Source organism: Paenibacillus sp. J22FR21 (assembly GCF_056269135.1).
Genome location: NZ_JBWDNJ010000013.1, coordinates 13,395 through 30,231 on the forward strand (window position 1 = coordinate 13,395; position 16,837 = coordinate 30,231).

General features: G+C 43.5%; 18 protein-coding genes. 2 read left to right on the top strand and 16 right to left on the bottom strand.

Annotated elements, in window-relative coordinates; genetic code table 11:
* Positions 1-242 precede the first annotated feature (242 nt).
* The 12 genes from AC0YNS_RS29570 to AC0YNS_RS29625 form a co-directional block, all read right to left on the bottom strand.
* Positions 243-1,088, bottom strand: a complete 846-nt coding sequence (locus AC0YNS_RS29570) for a DNA-primase RepB domain-containing protein (protein WP_475784514.1) — start codon at positions 1,086-1,088, stop codon at positions 243-245.
* Positions 1,089-1,183: 95 nt separating this feature from the next.
* Complete coding sequence (locus AC0YNS_RS29575; protein WP_475784515.1) at positions 1,184-2,140, bottom strand: phosphotransferase family protein; 957 nt, start codon at positions 2,138-2,140, stop codon at positions 1,184-1,186.
* Between the two features lie 55 nt (positions 2,141-2,195).
* Positions 2,196-2,621: a 3-hydroxyacyl-ACP dehydratase FabZ gene (gene fabZ / locus AC0YNS_RS29580; protein WP_475784516.1), complete on the bottom strand. Its 426-nt coding sequence runs from the start codon at positions 2,619-2,621 to the stop codon at positions 2,196-2,198.
* A gap of 37 nt (positions 2,622-2,658) precedes the next feature.
* A complete protein-coding gene (locus tag AC0YNS_RS29585) occupies positions 2,659-3,207 on the bottom strand; it encodes a hypothetical protein (RefSeq protein WP_475784517.1) in 549 nt (182 codons plus the stop codon).
* A 181-nt stretch (positions 3,208-3,388) separates the two neighbouring features.
* The gene (locus AC0YNS_RS29590; protein WP_475784518.1) at positions 3,389-3,829 is read right to left on the bottom strand and encodes a hypothetical protein; all 441 of its coding nucleotides are present in this window, start codon (positions 3,827-3,829) and stop codon (positions 3,389-3,391) included.
* A gap of 582 nt (positions 3,830-4,411) precedes the next feature.
* On the bottom strand, positions 4,412-4,867 hold the full coding sequence (locus AC0YNS_RS29595; RefSeq protein ID WP_475784519.1) for a DinB family protein: 456 nt from the start codon (positions 4,865-4,867) through the stop codon (positions 4,412-4,414).
* A 248-nt stretch (positions 4,868-5,115) separates the two neighbouring features.
* Complete coding sequence (locus AC0YNS_RS29600; protein ID WP_475784520.1) at positions 5,116-5,475, bottom strand: GNAT family N-acetyltransferase; 360 nt, start codon at positions 5,473-5,475, stop codon at positions 5,116-5,118.
* Positions 5,476-5,592: 117 nt separating this feature from the next.
* Complete coding sequence (locus AC0YNS_RS29605) at positions 5,593-6,054, bottom strand: hypothetical protein (protein WP_475784521.1); 462 nt, start codon at positions 6,052-6,054, stop codon at positions 5,593-5,595.
* Between the two features lie 538 nt (positions 6,055-6,592).
* Positions 6,593-8,422: an ABC transporter ATP-binding protein gene (locus AC0YNS_RS29610; RefSeq protein WP_475784522.1), complete on the bottom strand. Its 1,830-nt coding sequence runs from the start codon at positions 8,420-8,422 to the stop codon at positions 6,593-6,595.
* Positions 8,397-10,244 carry an ABC transporter ATP-binding protein gene (locus AC0YNS_RS29615; protein ID WP_475784523.1) on the bottom strand — a complete coding sequence of 616 codons (1,848 nt, stop codon included), beginning with the start codon at positions 10,242-10,244 and terminating at the stop codon, positions 8,397-8,399. The genes AC0YNS_RS29610 and AC0YNS_RS29615 overlap by 26 nt, the downstream gene beginning before the upstream one ends.
* Before the next feature lie 412 nt (positions 10,245-10,656).
* A complete protein-coding gene (locus tag AC0YNS_RS29620; protein ID WP_475784524.1) occupies positions 10,657-10,953 on the bottom strand; it encodes a winged helix-turn-helix domain-containing protein in 297 nt (98 codons plus the stop codon).
* Between the two features lie 338 nt (positions 10,954-11,291).
* The gene (locus AC0YNS_RS29625) at positions 11,292-11,573 is read right to left on the bottom strand and encodes a hypothetical protein (RefSeq protein WP_475784525.1); all 282 of its coding nucleotides are present in this window, start codon (positions 11,571-11,573) and stop codon (positions 11,292-11,294) included.
* Positions 11,574-12,658: 1,085 nt separating this feature from the next.
* Here AC0YNS_RS29625 and AC0YNS_RS29630 point away from each other — a divergent pair.
* Positions 12,659-13,522, top strand: a complete 864-nt coding sequence (locus AC0YNS_RS29630; protein ID WP_475784526.1) for an imm11 family protein — start codon at positions 12,659-12,661, stop codon at positions 13,520-13,522.
* Positions 13,523-13,899: 377 nt separating this feature from the next.
* Positions 13,900-14,604, top strand: coding sequence for a protein-glutamine gamma-glutamyltransferase (locus AC0YNS_RS29635; RefSeq protein WP_475784527.1), 705 nt, complete (start codon positions 13,900-13,902; stop codon positions 14,602-14,604).
* 41 nt (positions 14,605-14,645) lie between these two features.
* Here the strand turns inward: AC0YNS_RS29635 and AC0YNS_RS29640 are convergent, their stop codons facing one another.
* The 4 genes from AC0YNS_RS29640 to AC0YNS_RS29655 all read right to left on the bottom strand — a co-directional run bounded on the left by AC0YNS_RS29640 (position 14,646) and on the right by AC0YNS_RS29655 (position 16,835).
* Entirely contained in the window at positions 14,646-15,428 is a 783-nt protein-coding gene (locus AC0YNS_RS29640; RefSeq protein ID WP_475784528.1) for a DUF817 domain-containing protein, read from the bottom strand.
* Entirely contained in the window at positions 15,428-15,637 is a 210-nt protein-coding gene (locus tag AC0YNS_RS29645) for a helix-turn-helix domain-containing protein (RefSeq protein WP_091222640.1), read from the bottom strand. The genes AC0YNS_RS29640 and AC0YNS_RS29645 overlap by 1 nt, the downstream gene beginning before the upstream one ends.
* A gap of 10 nt (positions 15,638-15,647) precedes the next feature.
* Positions 15,648-16,130: a DUF2975 domain-containing protein gene (locus tag AC0YNS_RS29650; protein ID WP_475784529.1), complete on the bottom strand. Its 483-nt coding sequence runs from the start codon at positions 16,128-16,130 to the stop codon at positions 15,648-15,650.
* 174 nt (positions 16,131-16,304) lie between these two features.
* On the bottom strand, positions 16,305-16,835 hold the full coding sequence (locus AC0YNS_RS29655) for a GNAT family N-acetyltransferase (RefSeq protein WP_475784530.1): 531 nt from the start codon (positions 16,833-16,835) through the stop codon (positions 16,305-16,307).
* Positions 16,836-16,837 lie beyond the last annotated feature (2 nt).

Genomic DNA, 16,837 nt, shown 5'->3' on the forward strand with positions numbered 1-16,837 from the left:
TAAATCAAGAAAACTTTTCCACTTAGGTTAAAACGAAATACGGTCATTAAAGTTGCACTTATTCTCCAGCCTTGTAGTTGTCCCAAAAGAGGACTCTTCATTAAGAAATTATTTTCATAGGACAAAAAAATGGCGTCACAGTTCTCCGATCTGTGGCGCCATTACAAACGCTTTCCTTTTTGTCCATTCGTCGAACTGACAGTGCATAGCCCTCTTGATAACTCTAACGAAACGTACAGGGCTTATAAGGATAATGCTAAGCTCCGAATGAGCTCAGCCTGCGTGAAGGGTTGTTTCCTCCCCCAGCTTTTCACGCTAACGAGGTAAGGACTTGCCGGGTTCTTCCGGTGGTAGAAACCGGGAACGCGCATGACGCGAGCGAGGTCTGTGATTTTGGGATCGGAGTTGAACTTACGGGCCAGTGCTCGCTGAATGGGAACAAACCAGCCGATCGAGCCTTGACGGATTGCCCAGTAGATGTGGTAGCCGTTCTTGGTTTCGACGATCATTGCACCGCGAATGAGCTTTCGGTGCTTGGCAAGAAACTTCTGTTTGAGCTGCCGCACTCTTCGCTTGCCTCGCTGTCCGAGCAGCTGATAAAGCCCTTGCTTGGTGGGTGTCACGCTGATGGATTCGATCTGTTCCAACCGGTCCGCTTTCAGCTCCTGCATGCGGCGCTCCGCCTCTTCTCTCGTATCCAACAATTCGGAGATCTTGTTGAGGTCGACGTCGATGAAGTGAGCGCGAACCTCCTTGAAACGGCCTCGGGCCTGCTCCCGATAATTCACGGTCATGAACACCGCATAACCTTCCTTGTTTTTGCGGAGCAGCGGAACGGTACGCTTTGCGGGAGTCAGCAGCGTAATCCGGGACAGCCGGCTCTCTAGCTGATTCAATGGCTTATGCAGCGTCATCGCCCTCGTCTTGCTCTGCGAGGTGGGTAGAGTTGGCTTGCGGGCCATCGTATCGTGGACGAGCGTAAAATGTAAGGTTTGGCCTCTTTTGCAGCCGAGCTTCTTGATAAAATGCCGGAATTGACGGGAACGCGACCGCATGCGGCTGGCATGCAGGTTCAAACTCTGCTCCACTCCATCACTTCCCTCTATTTTAGGCTGACATCACACGATCACACGCTGCATCCGCCTTTACACAATCATATTCTGCCAATATTCCATTCGTGTGGTCACACATCATGCTTTGCTGCATTCATACTAATATCTACTACTTGTTTCGCGAATGCAGCAAACGGTTCAATCAGATCAGGCCTACGATTAATAGCCCATCTGAGGTTATCGAAAGCCCTTAATAACAAATAATGCCTGATGTCAGAAAGGTCTTTTCCACTCATTCCATACCCGTCTATAAACGCTTCGAATTCTTCGGCATTTGGGCTCTCTTCCAGCCCTAGAATCTGGTAGTGCATTAATTGAGCAACAGTCGCATGAGGTACCACACTTACTTTCGCATTCCAATCCAGCAATACAACTTGGTTTGCCTGATTGACAATGGTATTCTTTAAAGAGAGATCTCCGTGGTTTAAGCCGAATTGGAACGGTTTATTCTTCATAACTTCAAACCATTCTATTATTTTCTTCGACTCCAGGTTAGTGATTACTCCAAGCTCAATCAAGCGATCCTGCTCAGTCAAACTATTAATATTGTGCTGTACATACCCTTGCCAACTACCGTCTGATCCAGCATGAGGCGGTGACTGAAACTCACCATGGATGGGATCAATCAGATTCTCCCCGTATCCTTTCACTGGAATAGAATGAATAAGCTTGGCATATTCACCCAGTTTTCTCCAAACATTAGACTTGGGTAAAGTAGTGTCAACCCCGCTCTCTCCCTCAATAAAGACTTGCATCATATATGCGCTCTCATCAACTATGCCAACGGACAACACCTCAGGACCCGGTACTCCTGCTTCGACTGCTTGCTCAATACACCATTTCTCTTTAATAAAGCTTGGGAATGCGTCTTCATTGTTCATACGAACAACAACTTTATGCGTCTTCATTTCGACTACGTAAACCTGATTTGTGATGCCTTTATCTATTATCTGATAAGAAGCTATTACCTGCTCCTGGAGAAAATCGCCTGCAATTTGTGCTGCCAAACTAACTAAGGATTCCTTCATTGTAACTTTCATCCTCCCAGAAGTGCCGTGCTCCGAAATCCCAGATAGCTTAAACCTAAATCGAACTGAATGCAAACATGATTTCTGCTTCACAAACCATTTCATTGTTAACCATGGCAAGGCCTTTTCCTTTGACTATCTGTCCCTTGATTCGCGTTACTTCAAACGTAAGGAGGAGTTGGTCTCCTGGTTTAACTTGCTGTCTGAATCGACAATTATCGATACCGGTCAATAAGCCTATTGTTTGACTGCTTTCTCCTTTGGACATAACGATACCACCGACCTGCGCCAATGCTTCGACAATCAAGACTCCAGGCATAACTGGATAGTCGGGAAAATGACCAAGTAAATAAGGTTCATTGATTGTCACATTTTTGATTCCAACCGCTTTCTTGCCCTCATCTATTTCTAAGATTCTATCAACCAATAGAAATGGATATCGATGAGGAATAACCTTTTTTATTCTTTCAATATCAAGCATGGATTGCCTCCTCCTGTAGGTCAGTGTCCAAGATGGTCTAAAACATACTTGCGTGAACTGCTTTTTGGAATTCTATACTGCCCTCACCGTATTCGGCAATAAGTTCATGTTTTTCAGCATCCGATAGATCAGCTTTTACTACAATCTGTTCATATTGATTGATGTCGGTAGCTACGTCCTTGTGTTTAACACTTACCTTAGCATGGATCTCTTGTTGCTTTTGTTCGAGTTCTTTTTTTAATAATACCTGAGTTTTCTTGATTACAACTTCTTTACCCTTGAAGTAATCTTTCAACTTAGCAGACAGCTTTTTAGTCTGTGCATTATTTACTTCAAACACAAACTCATAGTGGATATTCTCCCTATTTATGCTGTTCAACCAGTAAAAACCAGCTTTATCAAAGTCAGCATTGTTAGGATATACTTCTTTGATTACATCGTACATACCCGCATCGTACTTTTCCTTATAAGCACCAATCTTAGGATCCAAGTCGTCAGACACTTCTGCTTTCTTATTAGGAGGAGCAGGCAAGTCCTCAGACACTTCTGCTTTCTTATGAGGAAGAGCAGGCAAGTCCTCTGACACTTCTGTTTTCTTAGGGGTAAGATTAACTGCAATTAATATTATTGCTAGACTTATTGCTGCAACGATTACATATCGAATAATAAAATGTCTCCTCCTGTCAGTGCGGTACTAAGCCATCATATCAGCGATTGCGATTGGATAATACAGGGGATTTCAGGGTTGAACAATCATGTCCATTACTTTAATCCCATGAGTCAATAAGCCACTTTCCATTCTCCATCTTCAGCACATAAAAAGCATCAGATGCTTCTCCATTTGTCCCTGGAAGGTCAGTCTTTTCTGAGACAATTGCAAAATACTGACCATACTCATTCTTGTTAATTGATCTTAGCGTAGCAGATAAATATGTTACGTCACTGGACGTGTAATGACTTTTTCCATGGTACTTGATAAAATTGGTTGTAAACAGCTCATCATGAGCAGCATTGTTACGCTCATTCTGATACTTCACATGGAGATTTATAACGTGTATGCATTCTAGGGTCTCACCTTTAAAGGAACTCTCATCGATATAAGTTCCATATTCATTTTCAAAATTAGGGAATGTTGCGGTTGCTATTCTCACATATCCGCAGCCCGTAATAAATAAAAGCAGCAATGTGATTATTAAGAAACGATTCATCAGAAACTCATCTCCTTCACACTAATTATTTACGAAGGAAATGAATAATAAAACCATTCGTTAAATTACGCTTTTTCGCCCTTTAACGCAATAAATAAGAGCAGCTGCGGATCGCAAGCTGCCCCATGATTATTCTAAATTATCGATCTCCGATAGTTTAGTGATTTGCGAGTTCGAAATTGTGCCATGATAGATAAATACATATAACTGCTACTGCATAGAAGATTACAGAAAGTTGAAGATTCCTCCGCATTTTGATGCCATACGCACAAAAAAAGATAGCAGCAGCTAATTTGGCACAGCTTTGATAATACGCATTATCCGAAAAAAAAGAACTACTAAATATAATTGTAATAAGTAAAGTTGAAGAAATTAGAATTTTAAACCACAGTGGTTCCCTCAAGAATTGTCTATACATAAATTTAATCCTCTGCATCACGTCTATATTCCTTCCTAGTTAAGTTGCTTTTTTTACCATAATAGCACTGGCTTTCAAGCCAGTCTGTTTACTTCGGATTGCTTTTCTTGCATGAAGCCACCTCTTGTTTCTAGAATGGCATTGCTTTCCACTTTATTTCCTCGTTAGCCCGCTTCGTATTCTCTTGTTATCGAATCATAAATTTTTACCATCCTTAGAAAATGATGAGTTTCTTCCTTGATACATCTAACAAGGTAGTCACTTAAGAGTTTTTTTCGAGGAAGTTTTCTATCTAGATTACCAAAGCATGCTTCCGGAATCTCGAGTAGTTGTTTCTTGAATACAGGTATTAATTCAAAAAAAGTCGGAGGGTCAAGCTCCCATGTTTTAGGGCTCGTCCCCTTTCGGAATATATTATGATAGTGGAGAGGAGCCCTATACTCTAGTTGTAGTTTCGGAAATATCCAATTGTCACAAGCAACGATGATATGACCAACATTCCAGAGAATATTGTTATTGAATCCATCTGGAACAATAAGGGCGAAGTCTGGATTTATCCCTTCTATAAAGGCTATAGATTTGTTCCGAACTTCCTTAAATTTCATGATGTCATTATCCAAGTTCTATTCCTCCTTTTTGCTACTACTATCGTTGATGCCATTCGACTATGAAATCTAACAAAAGATTTATAAAATATTATTGGCAATTCCTAAGGCAATTGAAGGCCGGGAGCGAGGTGAGCAATTTCCTTATGCTATTTTCGATAAGGAACTGAAGGCTTACGTAGGCTCTACTCGGTATTTGCGTATCTCGGAGGAACATCACAATTTTCCTGCTACTCATTTCTAAATTTTGCAGCTGCTTTTACTCACTTAATTAAACTCATGTAATTGGTGGTTATTGGAACTTGTTTAAATCCCCATTTTTCGTAGAATATCACTTTATTATCTGCGCAAAATAAATCAACTCGTTCGATTCCCCTTATTAATGCACTATTAACTACCGCTTCGATTAGCAACCTTCCAAATCCTTCACCTTGAAATTGTTTCAAAACGATAACATCATAGATAGTTGCTCGGAAGACGTAGTCAGTCACAACTCTCGTAAATCCTATTAGTTGATCTGATTCAGAATCACATAAACCAAATATATACGAGTTATCAATCATCAATCGAACTTCTTCACTCGTTCTTGCCTTTGTCCATGAAGCTTCATTGTATAAGTTCATTAAATCTTGAAAATGCCTTTCTGATAGCTGATTTACAATATAGGTCTATTCATTATTTTACTTCCTTCCTGATAGCCGGTACGGGTTGTATAAAGCCAATGCTTCCTTAGTCATTACTCATGAAGCCTTCAACAAAGTTCCTTCTTTTTGTAACCATACTACAAGTTTATCGAATGTTATCTTAGACTTTCCGTATATTTGGTATTCTTTATTATCAATCATAAAAGTTCCGGATTCGCGATAATCAACCATATAATTTCTAGTATCACCGTCCTTATCTCTATAAATAATATTAATCATAATGACATCAGCAGCACCGCCTTTAAAACTAGTAACTCTTCTTCGATAAGAAGTGGAATCCAGAATGCTAACCAACTCATTTTTATTTTCCATTAATTCTTGCTTATTTCTAAATTCATATTCGAGAAACTGTCCACCCGTAATATAGGTCACTTGAATAGTTTGAATATTATCAGTCGCGGGTAGTATTTTTTGAATTTTCAATGGATACGTAAAATAGGTTATTGCACCTAAAGTTAGTAGCACAATAAGAAGCAACAATAATCTTGAAAGTTTCAACAACTTGCCCCCAATCTTCGCTAATTTACAAATTCTGCGAGGTGATAAACTTTCCTGCCAGTGAACAAAAACAGCCATCTGTATAAAAAAAGACCACCAGCATGGTGGCCAGGCTGTCGAAACCCTCTGCGATGAGCGCATGCTTTGTCGCTTCCGGCTCTAACGGTTGTCACAGTGGTTATTGGGCATAAATTCGCCTATTTTATTTTCTAACGGTTGCCAGCGAGCTTATTTGAACATTTTCCACTAGGAATAGCCCCATATGCTGTAAATAACGTCTGTCACAACCGTTAGCCTTTCAAAAAGCCTTATTTTCATGAAATAGCCACGCTGACAACCGTTAAACTTTATTCCCACCGAAACCGAGACTTCTCGGGCAGATTAAAGGCTTGAACATTATTGTTCAAGCCTCAGGCTGCCCGAGACTTTCTCGGGCAGCCTGAGAAACCCGCCGTTTTAAAAAACGGCAGGTTTCACTACAATCTGACCACCAGCATGGTGGCCTATAAACGGTTATGCAGATATTCGGTAACAGTAATCACGAACCGACATAATACTGTGCCTGTGCATTCCACAGTTCAGCGTATTTCCCATCCCGGTCGGTTATGAGTTTGTCATGGGAACCGCGTTGGATTAGACGACCCTCGTGAAACACGGCGATGTCATGACAGAACTTACAGGACGAGAGCCGGTGGGAGACGAAGATTGCTGTCTTGTTGCTTATTAACTCATTGAAACGGGAATAGATCTCGAACTCCGCAATGGGGTCCAGTGCCGCCGTTGGCTCGTCAAGTACCACAAAAGGCGCATTCTTATACAGTGCCCTTGCCAGAGCGACCTTCTGCGCTTCGCCTCCTGAAATTTCAACACCGTCATCCGAAAAGTCCTTATGCAAGAAGGTATTTAGCCCTCCCGGCATTTGGTTTAACTTCGAGCCAAACCCTGCCATAAGGAGTGATTCCTCCGCCAATTCTGCGTCATAGCTCTCGGAAGCAGCAACGTTATGGCCGAGTGAGAAGGAATATAGCTTAAAATCTTGAAACACGACACTGAAAACGCCCATATAGGCCGAATAGTCGTACTCCCTAATATCGATGCCGTTTAAAGTGATTACACCCTCTGTTGGTTCATAAAGCCGGCAAAGGAGCTTAATCATAGTCGTCTTGCCGCTGCCATTCAACCCCACAACAGCAACCCGCTGGCCGATATTAAAAGTCATGCTAAGCTGCTTAATGGCATAGTTATCGGCACCGGGATACTTAAACGACACGTCACGGAACTCAAACTCCAGATCCCCTTGCGGGATTTGTCTGCTTCCTTTGCTCTCTCGCATGTTGTCCGGCAGGTCAAGATAATCGAAGCTTCGTTCGAGATACTGATTGTTTGTAATAAAGTTGCCCAGAACCGAGACAAGCTTGGCCAGCGCGTTAACAGCGCCGGAAACCGCGCCGATATACTGAACCACGCTGCCTAAAGGATACATGCCATATAACGCACGCAGACCGATAAAGAGATAGACGCAGCCGCCTAAGACGGCGTTCACGGCCGCTGCCAATGCGTTGTTCTTACCGATTAAGTCGAAAATTCTGTACCAGAACTCCGCTCCCACTGATTTATTGTAATGGTCCTCGATTGCTGAAGCCTGTTTATAGAGGCGAATATCCTTGGCCGCATTCTTTACCTGCATATACTCGTTAAAGAAATGGACATAAGTGTTTGCTTTCGGATTTTCCTCAAACACCGTTTTCTGGATCCTCTCCTCCCTTTTCTTGAGAACATAGGTGAAGGGAAGGATAAGCAGGATAAGAATGATCAGCAAAACGGTGGCAAACGGTGATGTTATGAACGTCTTCTCGTAGGAAGCAGCCGCTGTAAACATGCCGAAGAACAGTACGATAGACACGATAAGTTCAAAAAAGGGCTGCAGCAGTTCCGGCAAACTGTAGTGCAAGCGAAGAATGCCAAGTCCGTTGCCGTTTGTCTTCGCTTCAATATCCGCTAACATTTCATTATTCATCGTATCTTCCACTTGATCGTAATTAATCTGCATGTACCGATTGCCTAGGAAGAAGTAGAAACGTGCCCACAAGGTACTGTTTAAAGTCGTAATCCGGCGAGAGACCACGGCATTTGCAGCTGTAAAAACAAATGCAAGCCCTACTGCAAGTGCGGCGTACAGGATAATGCGACTAGTGTCGCGCGCGCCGGCCAACTCGTTAATGATCTGTGCAGACAGGAAAAGGATCATTAACGGCTGTACAGCTTTAATAAAAGAAGAGACGAAAGTAAGTGGAATATAGGTCGGCGTAAGGCGATTAACAATCCCGTATCCCCGGCGCAGGTTATGCCAGATGGAGCGCGTCTTCATTCTCGGAAACCTCCCCGTCCTTGTAGTAGTGGGACTGAACGTTAAACATCTCCGCATATTTCCCGCCATGTCTCATGAGCTCATCGTGCGACCCGCACTCGGCGATGCCTCCGCCGTCAATGAACAGAATTCTGTCGCAGAAACGCGTGCTTGCCAGTCTGTGGGAAATGTAAATGGAGGTTTTACCGGCAGTCAGCTCGGCGTAACGCTGATAGATTTCGCTCTCCGCGATAGGATCAAGCGCAGCAGTCGGCTCATCCAGAATAATAACCGGCGCGTCTTTATAAAGTGCGCGCGCCAGCGCCAGCTTCTGCTGCTCGCCGCCTGAGAGTTCAATGGCATCGTTGTGTACGCGGCGTACAAGAAGCGTCGACTCCCTTTTCTCAAGCCCGTTTACTTTATCCATAAGACCGGACATTTCCAGACATTTCTTCACCTTCTCGTAATCTGTCTTCTCCGGCGATTGTTGAGATATATTTCCGGCAATATCACAGCAGAACAGATGGATATCTTGAAACACCGTCGAGAAAAGCGCAAAGAATTCATCTCTGTTATAACGCGTTATATCGACGCCTCCGAGCGTAATCTCGCCGGTTGTCGGCTTATAGAGCCCGCATAAGAGCTTGATAAACGTCGTCTTGCCTGCCCCGTTTCCCCCGACAATGGCAATGCGCTCCCCAGGCTTAATATCAAGATCTATGCCGGTAAGGGTCGATCCGTTTGCCTCCGGATATGTATATCCTACGTTTCGAAGCGTAATCGCGGGAGGCAGCATTTCTCCGGACGGCAGTTCATCGCCAGTGCCGGTATTGGAAATATCAGGGACGTCAAGATAAACGCGAATATCTGACATCTCGCTTAAAGCACGCATAAGCTCGCTTGAGCTTCTCAATATGCCCGATAACCAACCAGCGAACGCGCCAATGGCGGCAAACACGAGCACGAAATTGCCTAAGGTCATCTTGTCGTTTATGAGCAAATAAATGAGAAACGCGTATGCTGCACCGTCACGCAGGAGGCTGAGCGCTGCATCCGACAGTTGAGCCTTCATATCACCTGTCGCTACCTCCCGTTCTTTCTTGTTGCTTGTAGCGAGTACATTTTGAAAGATACCGTTGATTAAACTGCCTAGATCATATAGGCGTATATCCTTGCCGCCTGACGGCTCTTTCGATACTTTCTGGATATACCACAGCTTCCCATGAAGCTTGGACCGCTCCTCGCGTGTGTCCATCTCAATCTTACGGGCACGTGAGAGCGCAAGCCAATTGATTCCGGCTGAAACAGCTAGAAAGAGAATAATTAGAGGATGTACCGTTACAATAACCATCCCGTATGTAAGAAAGCCTAATACGTTCATAACAAGCTGTGAAATGTTGCGCGGTACATTGGAGGCGGGGGAGTGGTTACTTTGCATGGCACGCCATGCTTTTTCCCCCAGCTTGGCGTATCCGGGACTCTCTAGCACCTCGAAATCCATATGCAGATGCTTATGCATCGTAGTTTGAAGGTGTTTCAATATGCTGATTGTACCGACAGATTCATTGGTAATGAGATCGGCATAGCTCTTCGCACTGCTCAGCAAGGCCAGAAGAAGCGCCATAGCGCCAACTGACAATATAAACCTGCCTGGCGTGACACCTGCTGTAATATGGTCGATGACAATTTTGGGCATAAGGATACTTACAAATGGCAGACCAACACCAACTAGCACCGAGATGACACAACAAATCAGCGTGAGTGGCCTTGCCCGCCAGTGCAACCGCATAGCATAATTGATGTTTGACCAAGCGGAATACACCGTTCCTTTCTCAGTTGACACTCTAAATCCCCCTTATGGTAGTAATAATTAATCGTGCAACATCGTGAAGTGCAATGTCGGAATCAGCATAGCACACCCGCGAATGACAACCTATCAAGCATTAGTTGAAATTGCAGGATTTGGGAGATTCAATTAACGGTAGAATTAACTACCATTTGAAATTTATTCCTCTAATTTCTTCGTAATAATCCCGTTTTCCTGCCCGTTAACGTAAGAAGCCGCCGTTCGTGCCGGCAGCTTGTAACCATAAAGAATTAAAGAGACCGTCCTCTATAAAGAGAAACGGTCAAAGATTTTTCTATTCTGTGAGTAAAATATGATCTTTTTGAAACTTCAACTATCCATTCATTGTGTTGTCTTCTGTCATAGACGCCAGCATTGAATTGGTTGTTTATTCAGCTATCGTCTCCCGTTAGTCCAAAGATGTCTGACTTATTAAAAACTGACTTCCTTTATCAGTAATTAGTAAGTTATTTTCTCTATCGTATTGAATACATCCATTCCTCAGTAGGGAAGTTCTTGCATTAATTATTCGATTTCTATAAGTATATTGTCTTCCGCATTTCACCATTTCCTTCAGATCTTGCTCTGATAGCCGAAACAAAATAACTAAATCATCTATTATTCCATCTGTATTGTAGAGTTTTCGATCATTTAATATCTGAAGGAATGGGAGTATGAATTCCCTATATGAAGGGATGCTAGACATTTTATTTCCTCATTTCAATAAATTTCAAATGTAGTTTCATAGTGGGGATAATTGAATTATAGTTCCCCGATAGTTCAATCATTTTCGTAATTGAACTATTGTTCTCCGTTAGCGCAATTATGGTTATCCTTTAGTCAAGTTTAATAAACTTATCAAAGCAGTATGAATCCTTGTTATAACCATTTCAGTGTATTGAAGCAGTTCAGTGCCTACCCTAAGACGACGAGAATCTTTATGAACAGCAAGGCCTGAGACATGAAGATAACCTTATTCCGGCGAACCGCCGAGCTAAGGTTGTTTTTCAAATCTATGTATATCATTCAGCTATCGTTCCTCGCTTACTCTTCGGTCCGACCAAAGGAAACTTTTCGAGGCACATCAGTTTCCTTTAATCGTTCATAAGCTTCAACAATGTCAGGTACATGATTTTTAGTTAGAATAACTCCGTTTATTACGTTCCTAATTATTATTAGTTCATCTTCATTACATGTTGAGAGTTCTGTAATTGAAAGGTGTAATTGCTTCTCAAAATGCCTGGAAAGGGCATTGGTAATTGATGTTTTTTCATTGTCATTGAGTTGTTCACATAGAGACATAATTGTAGCTATCATTTCATTCATGCAGTCAATTACACTCCTTATTCAGGTTTAGTTCAATACTACTTGTCATTAAAAAATCTTCTATGTCTCAGATCAAGCAATTGTATGTCTTTAGAACAATTTCCACAGTAGTACCGAAACTTCAGATGATATTGGTTTCCATACATATGAGTTCCGTTCATGTTGTACCAACCTCTTTCGAGAAAGGTTTTTTCATTATTTTTCATCAACTTTCTCATGCAATCCGGACAGATCTTTTTATAGAACAGTAATCGGAGAAGTTCCTTTGGATTTAACTCAAATTTGTATGATGGCATACCTAGATCCCCCGAATATTAATTAATTGTCTTCCTCCATATGTGCCTAATTCCCGTTAACATAACCATTCACGATGAGCGCCACTTCTTTCTCAACACCCTGATCGTCGTACTTATGATCATGAATAAGATAAAAATATATAGCATTGTAAAGAAGTAGGATGACAACGTGAAGCTTATTCAAGTAACCGTTTGAGTAACAGAACCATCTGAATTGTCGTCAACAGAGATTGAGCTGTACTTTATAAATATGATAAGAGCAATGGGAAGCAATGCTGAAATGATGATACCTATGATCATATCTTTTAACTTGAACATGCTGGACTTCCTTCATATCAATTAATAGTACTGAATTGCCTACGCCTATGCTATTCACCCTGCTTGAATATACCACATACTGGAACAATTTTGCCCGAGAATTGGCTTAATGGTGCGATCCACGGAAGCCGAGAGTTCGAAAATCAATCTCTCAACGATAAAAACGCTGCAGAAATAAATCGGGAGTTCAAAAATGCAACTCTCAGCTCTGAAACAAGCTCCTTGCGCTGCCGATGGACGCTGAGTGTTCAATAATCAGACTTTCAGCGTCGAAATCACCGCAAAACTGATCCTAGAGTTCGAAACTGCGACCCTCAGCTCCCTATAGAACGCACAGCAAAAAATAAAACTGTCGCATGATGACAGGCTAATTTACATATTATTAATAGATTTACGCCACCTCGAATAAGATGGTAGATTATAGGTGAACGCCACCCAACCCCTATTCGTGAGAAGGAGAACCATTCCACAATGAAACTATGGCTGCTAGACTACCATCCTTCCTATGCCCGCTGGGAATTCGAGCATATGGAGGATCATGAACGCCTCGTCTTCGACGGTGAACCTATGCTCGCTACCTGGATTCCACCGAAGCTGAAGCGATACCCGAAAGATAAACCTTCTGATTTCCTGAAGCGACATAACGGCGCTCTGCTTGTGACTGAGAAGGCTATGAAGCTGTTTCAGCGCCATCTTCGTCCCGAAGAAGCCGAATTTCTGCCGGTGGAGTATGAGGCTGATACCTATTATTTTGTTCATGTCCTCAATCTCGTGAATGGCATTGATGCTCCGAACTGCAAGGTGGAACGGATCGGAGACACGTTGACCGGCTATGATCGTTATGCTTTTCACGAGCATATCGTAGCACAGCATAATATACAGAGAGTCCGGTTCCACGAAGGAAACAGGCTTGTACGTTACCCGTTCGTTGGCGATACATTGCAGAGAGCAATAGCGGATTCCGACCTTGCTGGCTACCAGTTAATAGAGATGTGGGATTCGGAACGCAGCTGGCAGCAAAAAGAAGCCGATTTTCAAGTGATGGTTGATCTATCGGACCGATCGCGTACAAAAACCTTCGATTACGCAACCGCGATGACTTACATCGAGAAGAAACGCATGATCGTTTACAGCGGCAAGTGGGCCTTGCGCCATGATCCGGGTACCGGCATGCTTATCGGAGATCTGCTCGAGGATGGCACCTACGAATGGATGGATCCGATGTTTATTCCTCCAATCTTATTTGGGGTAACCTGGGGCATTAAGGATCCTGAACCACCTGCCACCGGCCTGCTCGGAAAACTTATCGGAGCCATCACTGCCAGCCGAAAATAACATATGCCAATTGATTCTGTAACGGTTGTCAGCGTGGCTATTTCATGAAATGAACACCTTTTAAAATTTTAACGGTTGTGAGCATCGTTATTCCCTCCATAATGGTTGATTTCAATCGAAAAATGCCCAAATAAGCTCGCTGGCAACCGTTAGAAAATGAAAACGGGTTTTATGGGCTATATAAGCACTGTGACAACCGTTACAGGTTGGAACTGGTTCTTTATCCAATCAACCGTTACAGGTTGGAAGATGGTTCCCATCATATCGAATAAAGCTGGCGCAGAGCTGTATTTTCTTCTGAATCCGGAGACCGATTGCCTCCTTTGCCCATACAATGAAATAGGCATTTTGGAGAATGTTGAGGAGGCAGAGGCGACATGCAGTTCGAACCGACCTTACGGTCGAATATTATCGCGGCAGCCAGGGAGTTGCAGAGCAGCCCAGCTGGATTTGCTACGTTTAAGAAGTCGTTTTGCAATGAGAAGTATTGGACGTTGACGGACGAAGGCGGATTTCAACTCAAGGAGGACGTGATGCCGGCCGACGCCATCCAAGATATTTTCTCGAACGGGAAAAAATACGGCTTCGAGTGTGCAACGGCTATCATCATCGTGTTGTACAAAGCCGTTCTGGATACGCTCGGAGAAAGCCCGTTTAATCGGTTATTTCAGAGGCTATACCTGCACTCCTGGCAAGCAGACAGCGACCTCGGGCTAATCAGTGAAGATGCTCCAAGCGAACAATCGCAGCCCGGTGACGTATTATACTTCAAGAACCCGGATGTCAATCCCGAGAAAATGGAATGGCAAGGCGAGAATGTCGTGAAGCTTAGCGACGACCTGTATTTCGGGCACGGCATTGGCATCAAGAGTGGAGAAGGCATCATTGCATCGCTTAACAAACGACGCATCGAAGATGCAACGAAATCAGCTTACCTGGAGGATCGGTTCATTTATCCGGATTTCTATCATTTGTCCCAATACGCTCCGGCTGATATTCGCATGTACTACAATACAACGAGATGGCCAAACCTGCATGCAGTAGGTGCGAGCATCGGGGTACGGAGATACATCCGGCGTTAACACAAAGGCCAGGAAGAGCGAATGCTCAACCTGGCCTTCTATCATTTGGTCCCACCCGGGACTTGCCTTTCTTTCACCAGCTTCAAAGTCGCCACAATCAGGAAACTGACAATGACGAGCAGCAGCCATGAGCTCACTTTACCAACATGTACGATCCGCCATGAATCGGCTTGATCCGGATATTCCCATGCTCCGAAGAAAGTGGCGACATTCTCGGCGATCCAGATAAAGAATCCAATTAACAGGAATGAAGGCGCAAGCGGCATTCGGTATCTTGTACCGCCAACCATGAAGGTGACCCAAGTCCGCCAAAATACGATAAGAACGAGTGCTGACAACCACCAACGAGCATCGATCCAATAATGATGGGTGAAGAAGTTCAAATAAATCATAGCAGCTAGCAGCACCACCACCGGGAACGGCGGCCATCTAACCAGCTCAACATCCATCCGCCGCCAAGCCTGGCAGAGATAACTCGCAACACTGGCATACATAAAGCCACTGTATAACGGAACGCCAAACACCTTCGTGTACCCCTCCCCGGGGTACGACCATGAACCCATATGCACCTTGAAGATTTCAAGTGCCAAGCCTATGATGTGAAACAAAGTAATGACCTTAAGCTCATCACGTGATTCAAGACCGGAACGAACCATCCACCACTGCATCGTAAGGCAAATGAGCAGCAGCAAGTCGTATCTCGGAAGCCAAGGAATCTGAATAAGCTGCGTTAAAGCCAGCGAAGCGAAAATCACAACAGGAAACAGACAAGACCATGCCTGCTCCCAGCCGAAACGAACGAGCTGCAGCAACACTCTTCTCATTATTCGTCCATTTTGTATTCTAAGACATCTCCCGGCTGACAATCCAACGCTTTACAAATCGCCTCTAATGTGGAGATCCGAATCGCTTTAGCCTTCCCGTTCTTCAAAATGGACAGGTTCGCCATCGTAATTCCGACCCTCTCCGAAAGCTCCGTTACGCTCATTTTTCGCTTCGCCAACATCACATCGATATTAATAATGATCGCCATGTTATTCACCTCAGACCGTTAGGTCGTTTTCTGATTTGATATCTATGGCATTTCTCAGCAGCTTCTGAAGAACCGCCGCGAAGACCGCAATGACGAGCGAAGCAAAGATAAACACCATCCCGATTAGAATAACACCCGGAGAATCGTCTCTCTCTGCCAAGAGGTAGAAAAGAGGCATCCCTAGTACGAACAAGGCACTGATTACGAGCGCGCAAGTTTTGATATTCTTCAAAGCAGTAACAGCGAAATCCGAGAAAGCCTCGTTCTTGTCAATGTAACCTAAAAGTTTGAAAGCTTGATACAGCGCAATATAGAAGGGAATCACCGTTGCATACAGATCAATACACACAAAATATTTCAGATACGTATGATCCGGATATAATTCTGCAAGATAATTCGCGATCTCAGGGATTACAAATATGCACATAGCCAGAACCGGAATGCCAATCAGAAAAACAGTTACCTTTAAGAAGAGGGTTGAACCTCGTTCCATGACATGCACCTCATTTTCGTTATTCTCCACTTGAATTTATCACATAATTTATCGTTTTGCAATAAATTTAAATCGTTAAACACACTATTTATGTTGTTTTACCGAAAATAAAAAGGCCGCCAACAACCGTCCGGCAGCCTCCATTAGAATTCCCCTTGCTCGCGATTATGAGTGCTAAAGCTTCTTAACCATATGGATATCATGAGGTTCTTTTTCAAACAGTTCCTTATCCACCTCTAACGTATGAAGCGAGCCGCAGCTGGAATAGAACTTTACCGCGGACTCCGTTTCGGTCGATGATATATAGAGAAACTCGGCCCCTCTTGCGATGGCTTCATTACTTAGTAAATCCAAGATACGCCTGCCGATGCCTTGCCTCCGGTAGTTCCGTGTAACATACATCAGATCGACCTGCAGCTGCTTGTTGTCCGGACCTCTGAATGGATGAGCTAAGACACCGAATCCAACGAGTTTATCTTGATCATACGCGCCAAATGCTGCTCCGCCGCTTAGAAGTTCATATTCATAGCGAGAAATGATTGCTAAGTAATCGTCTTCTCCCCAATTGGGACATTCATGTTCCGATCTAATCTCATCAAGCGTGCCGTCCTTGCATGTATAGATCACATGGATGGTTTCCGAACGGTCAATGTCTCGTATGGACGTTGCATCTTCGAGTTTCATTTGTTTGAACGTAATCATCATTC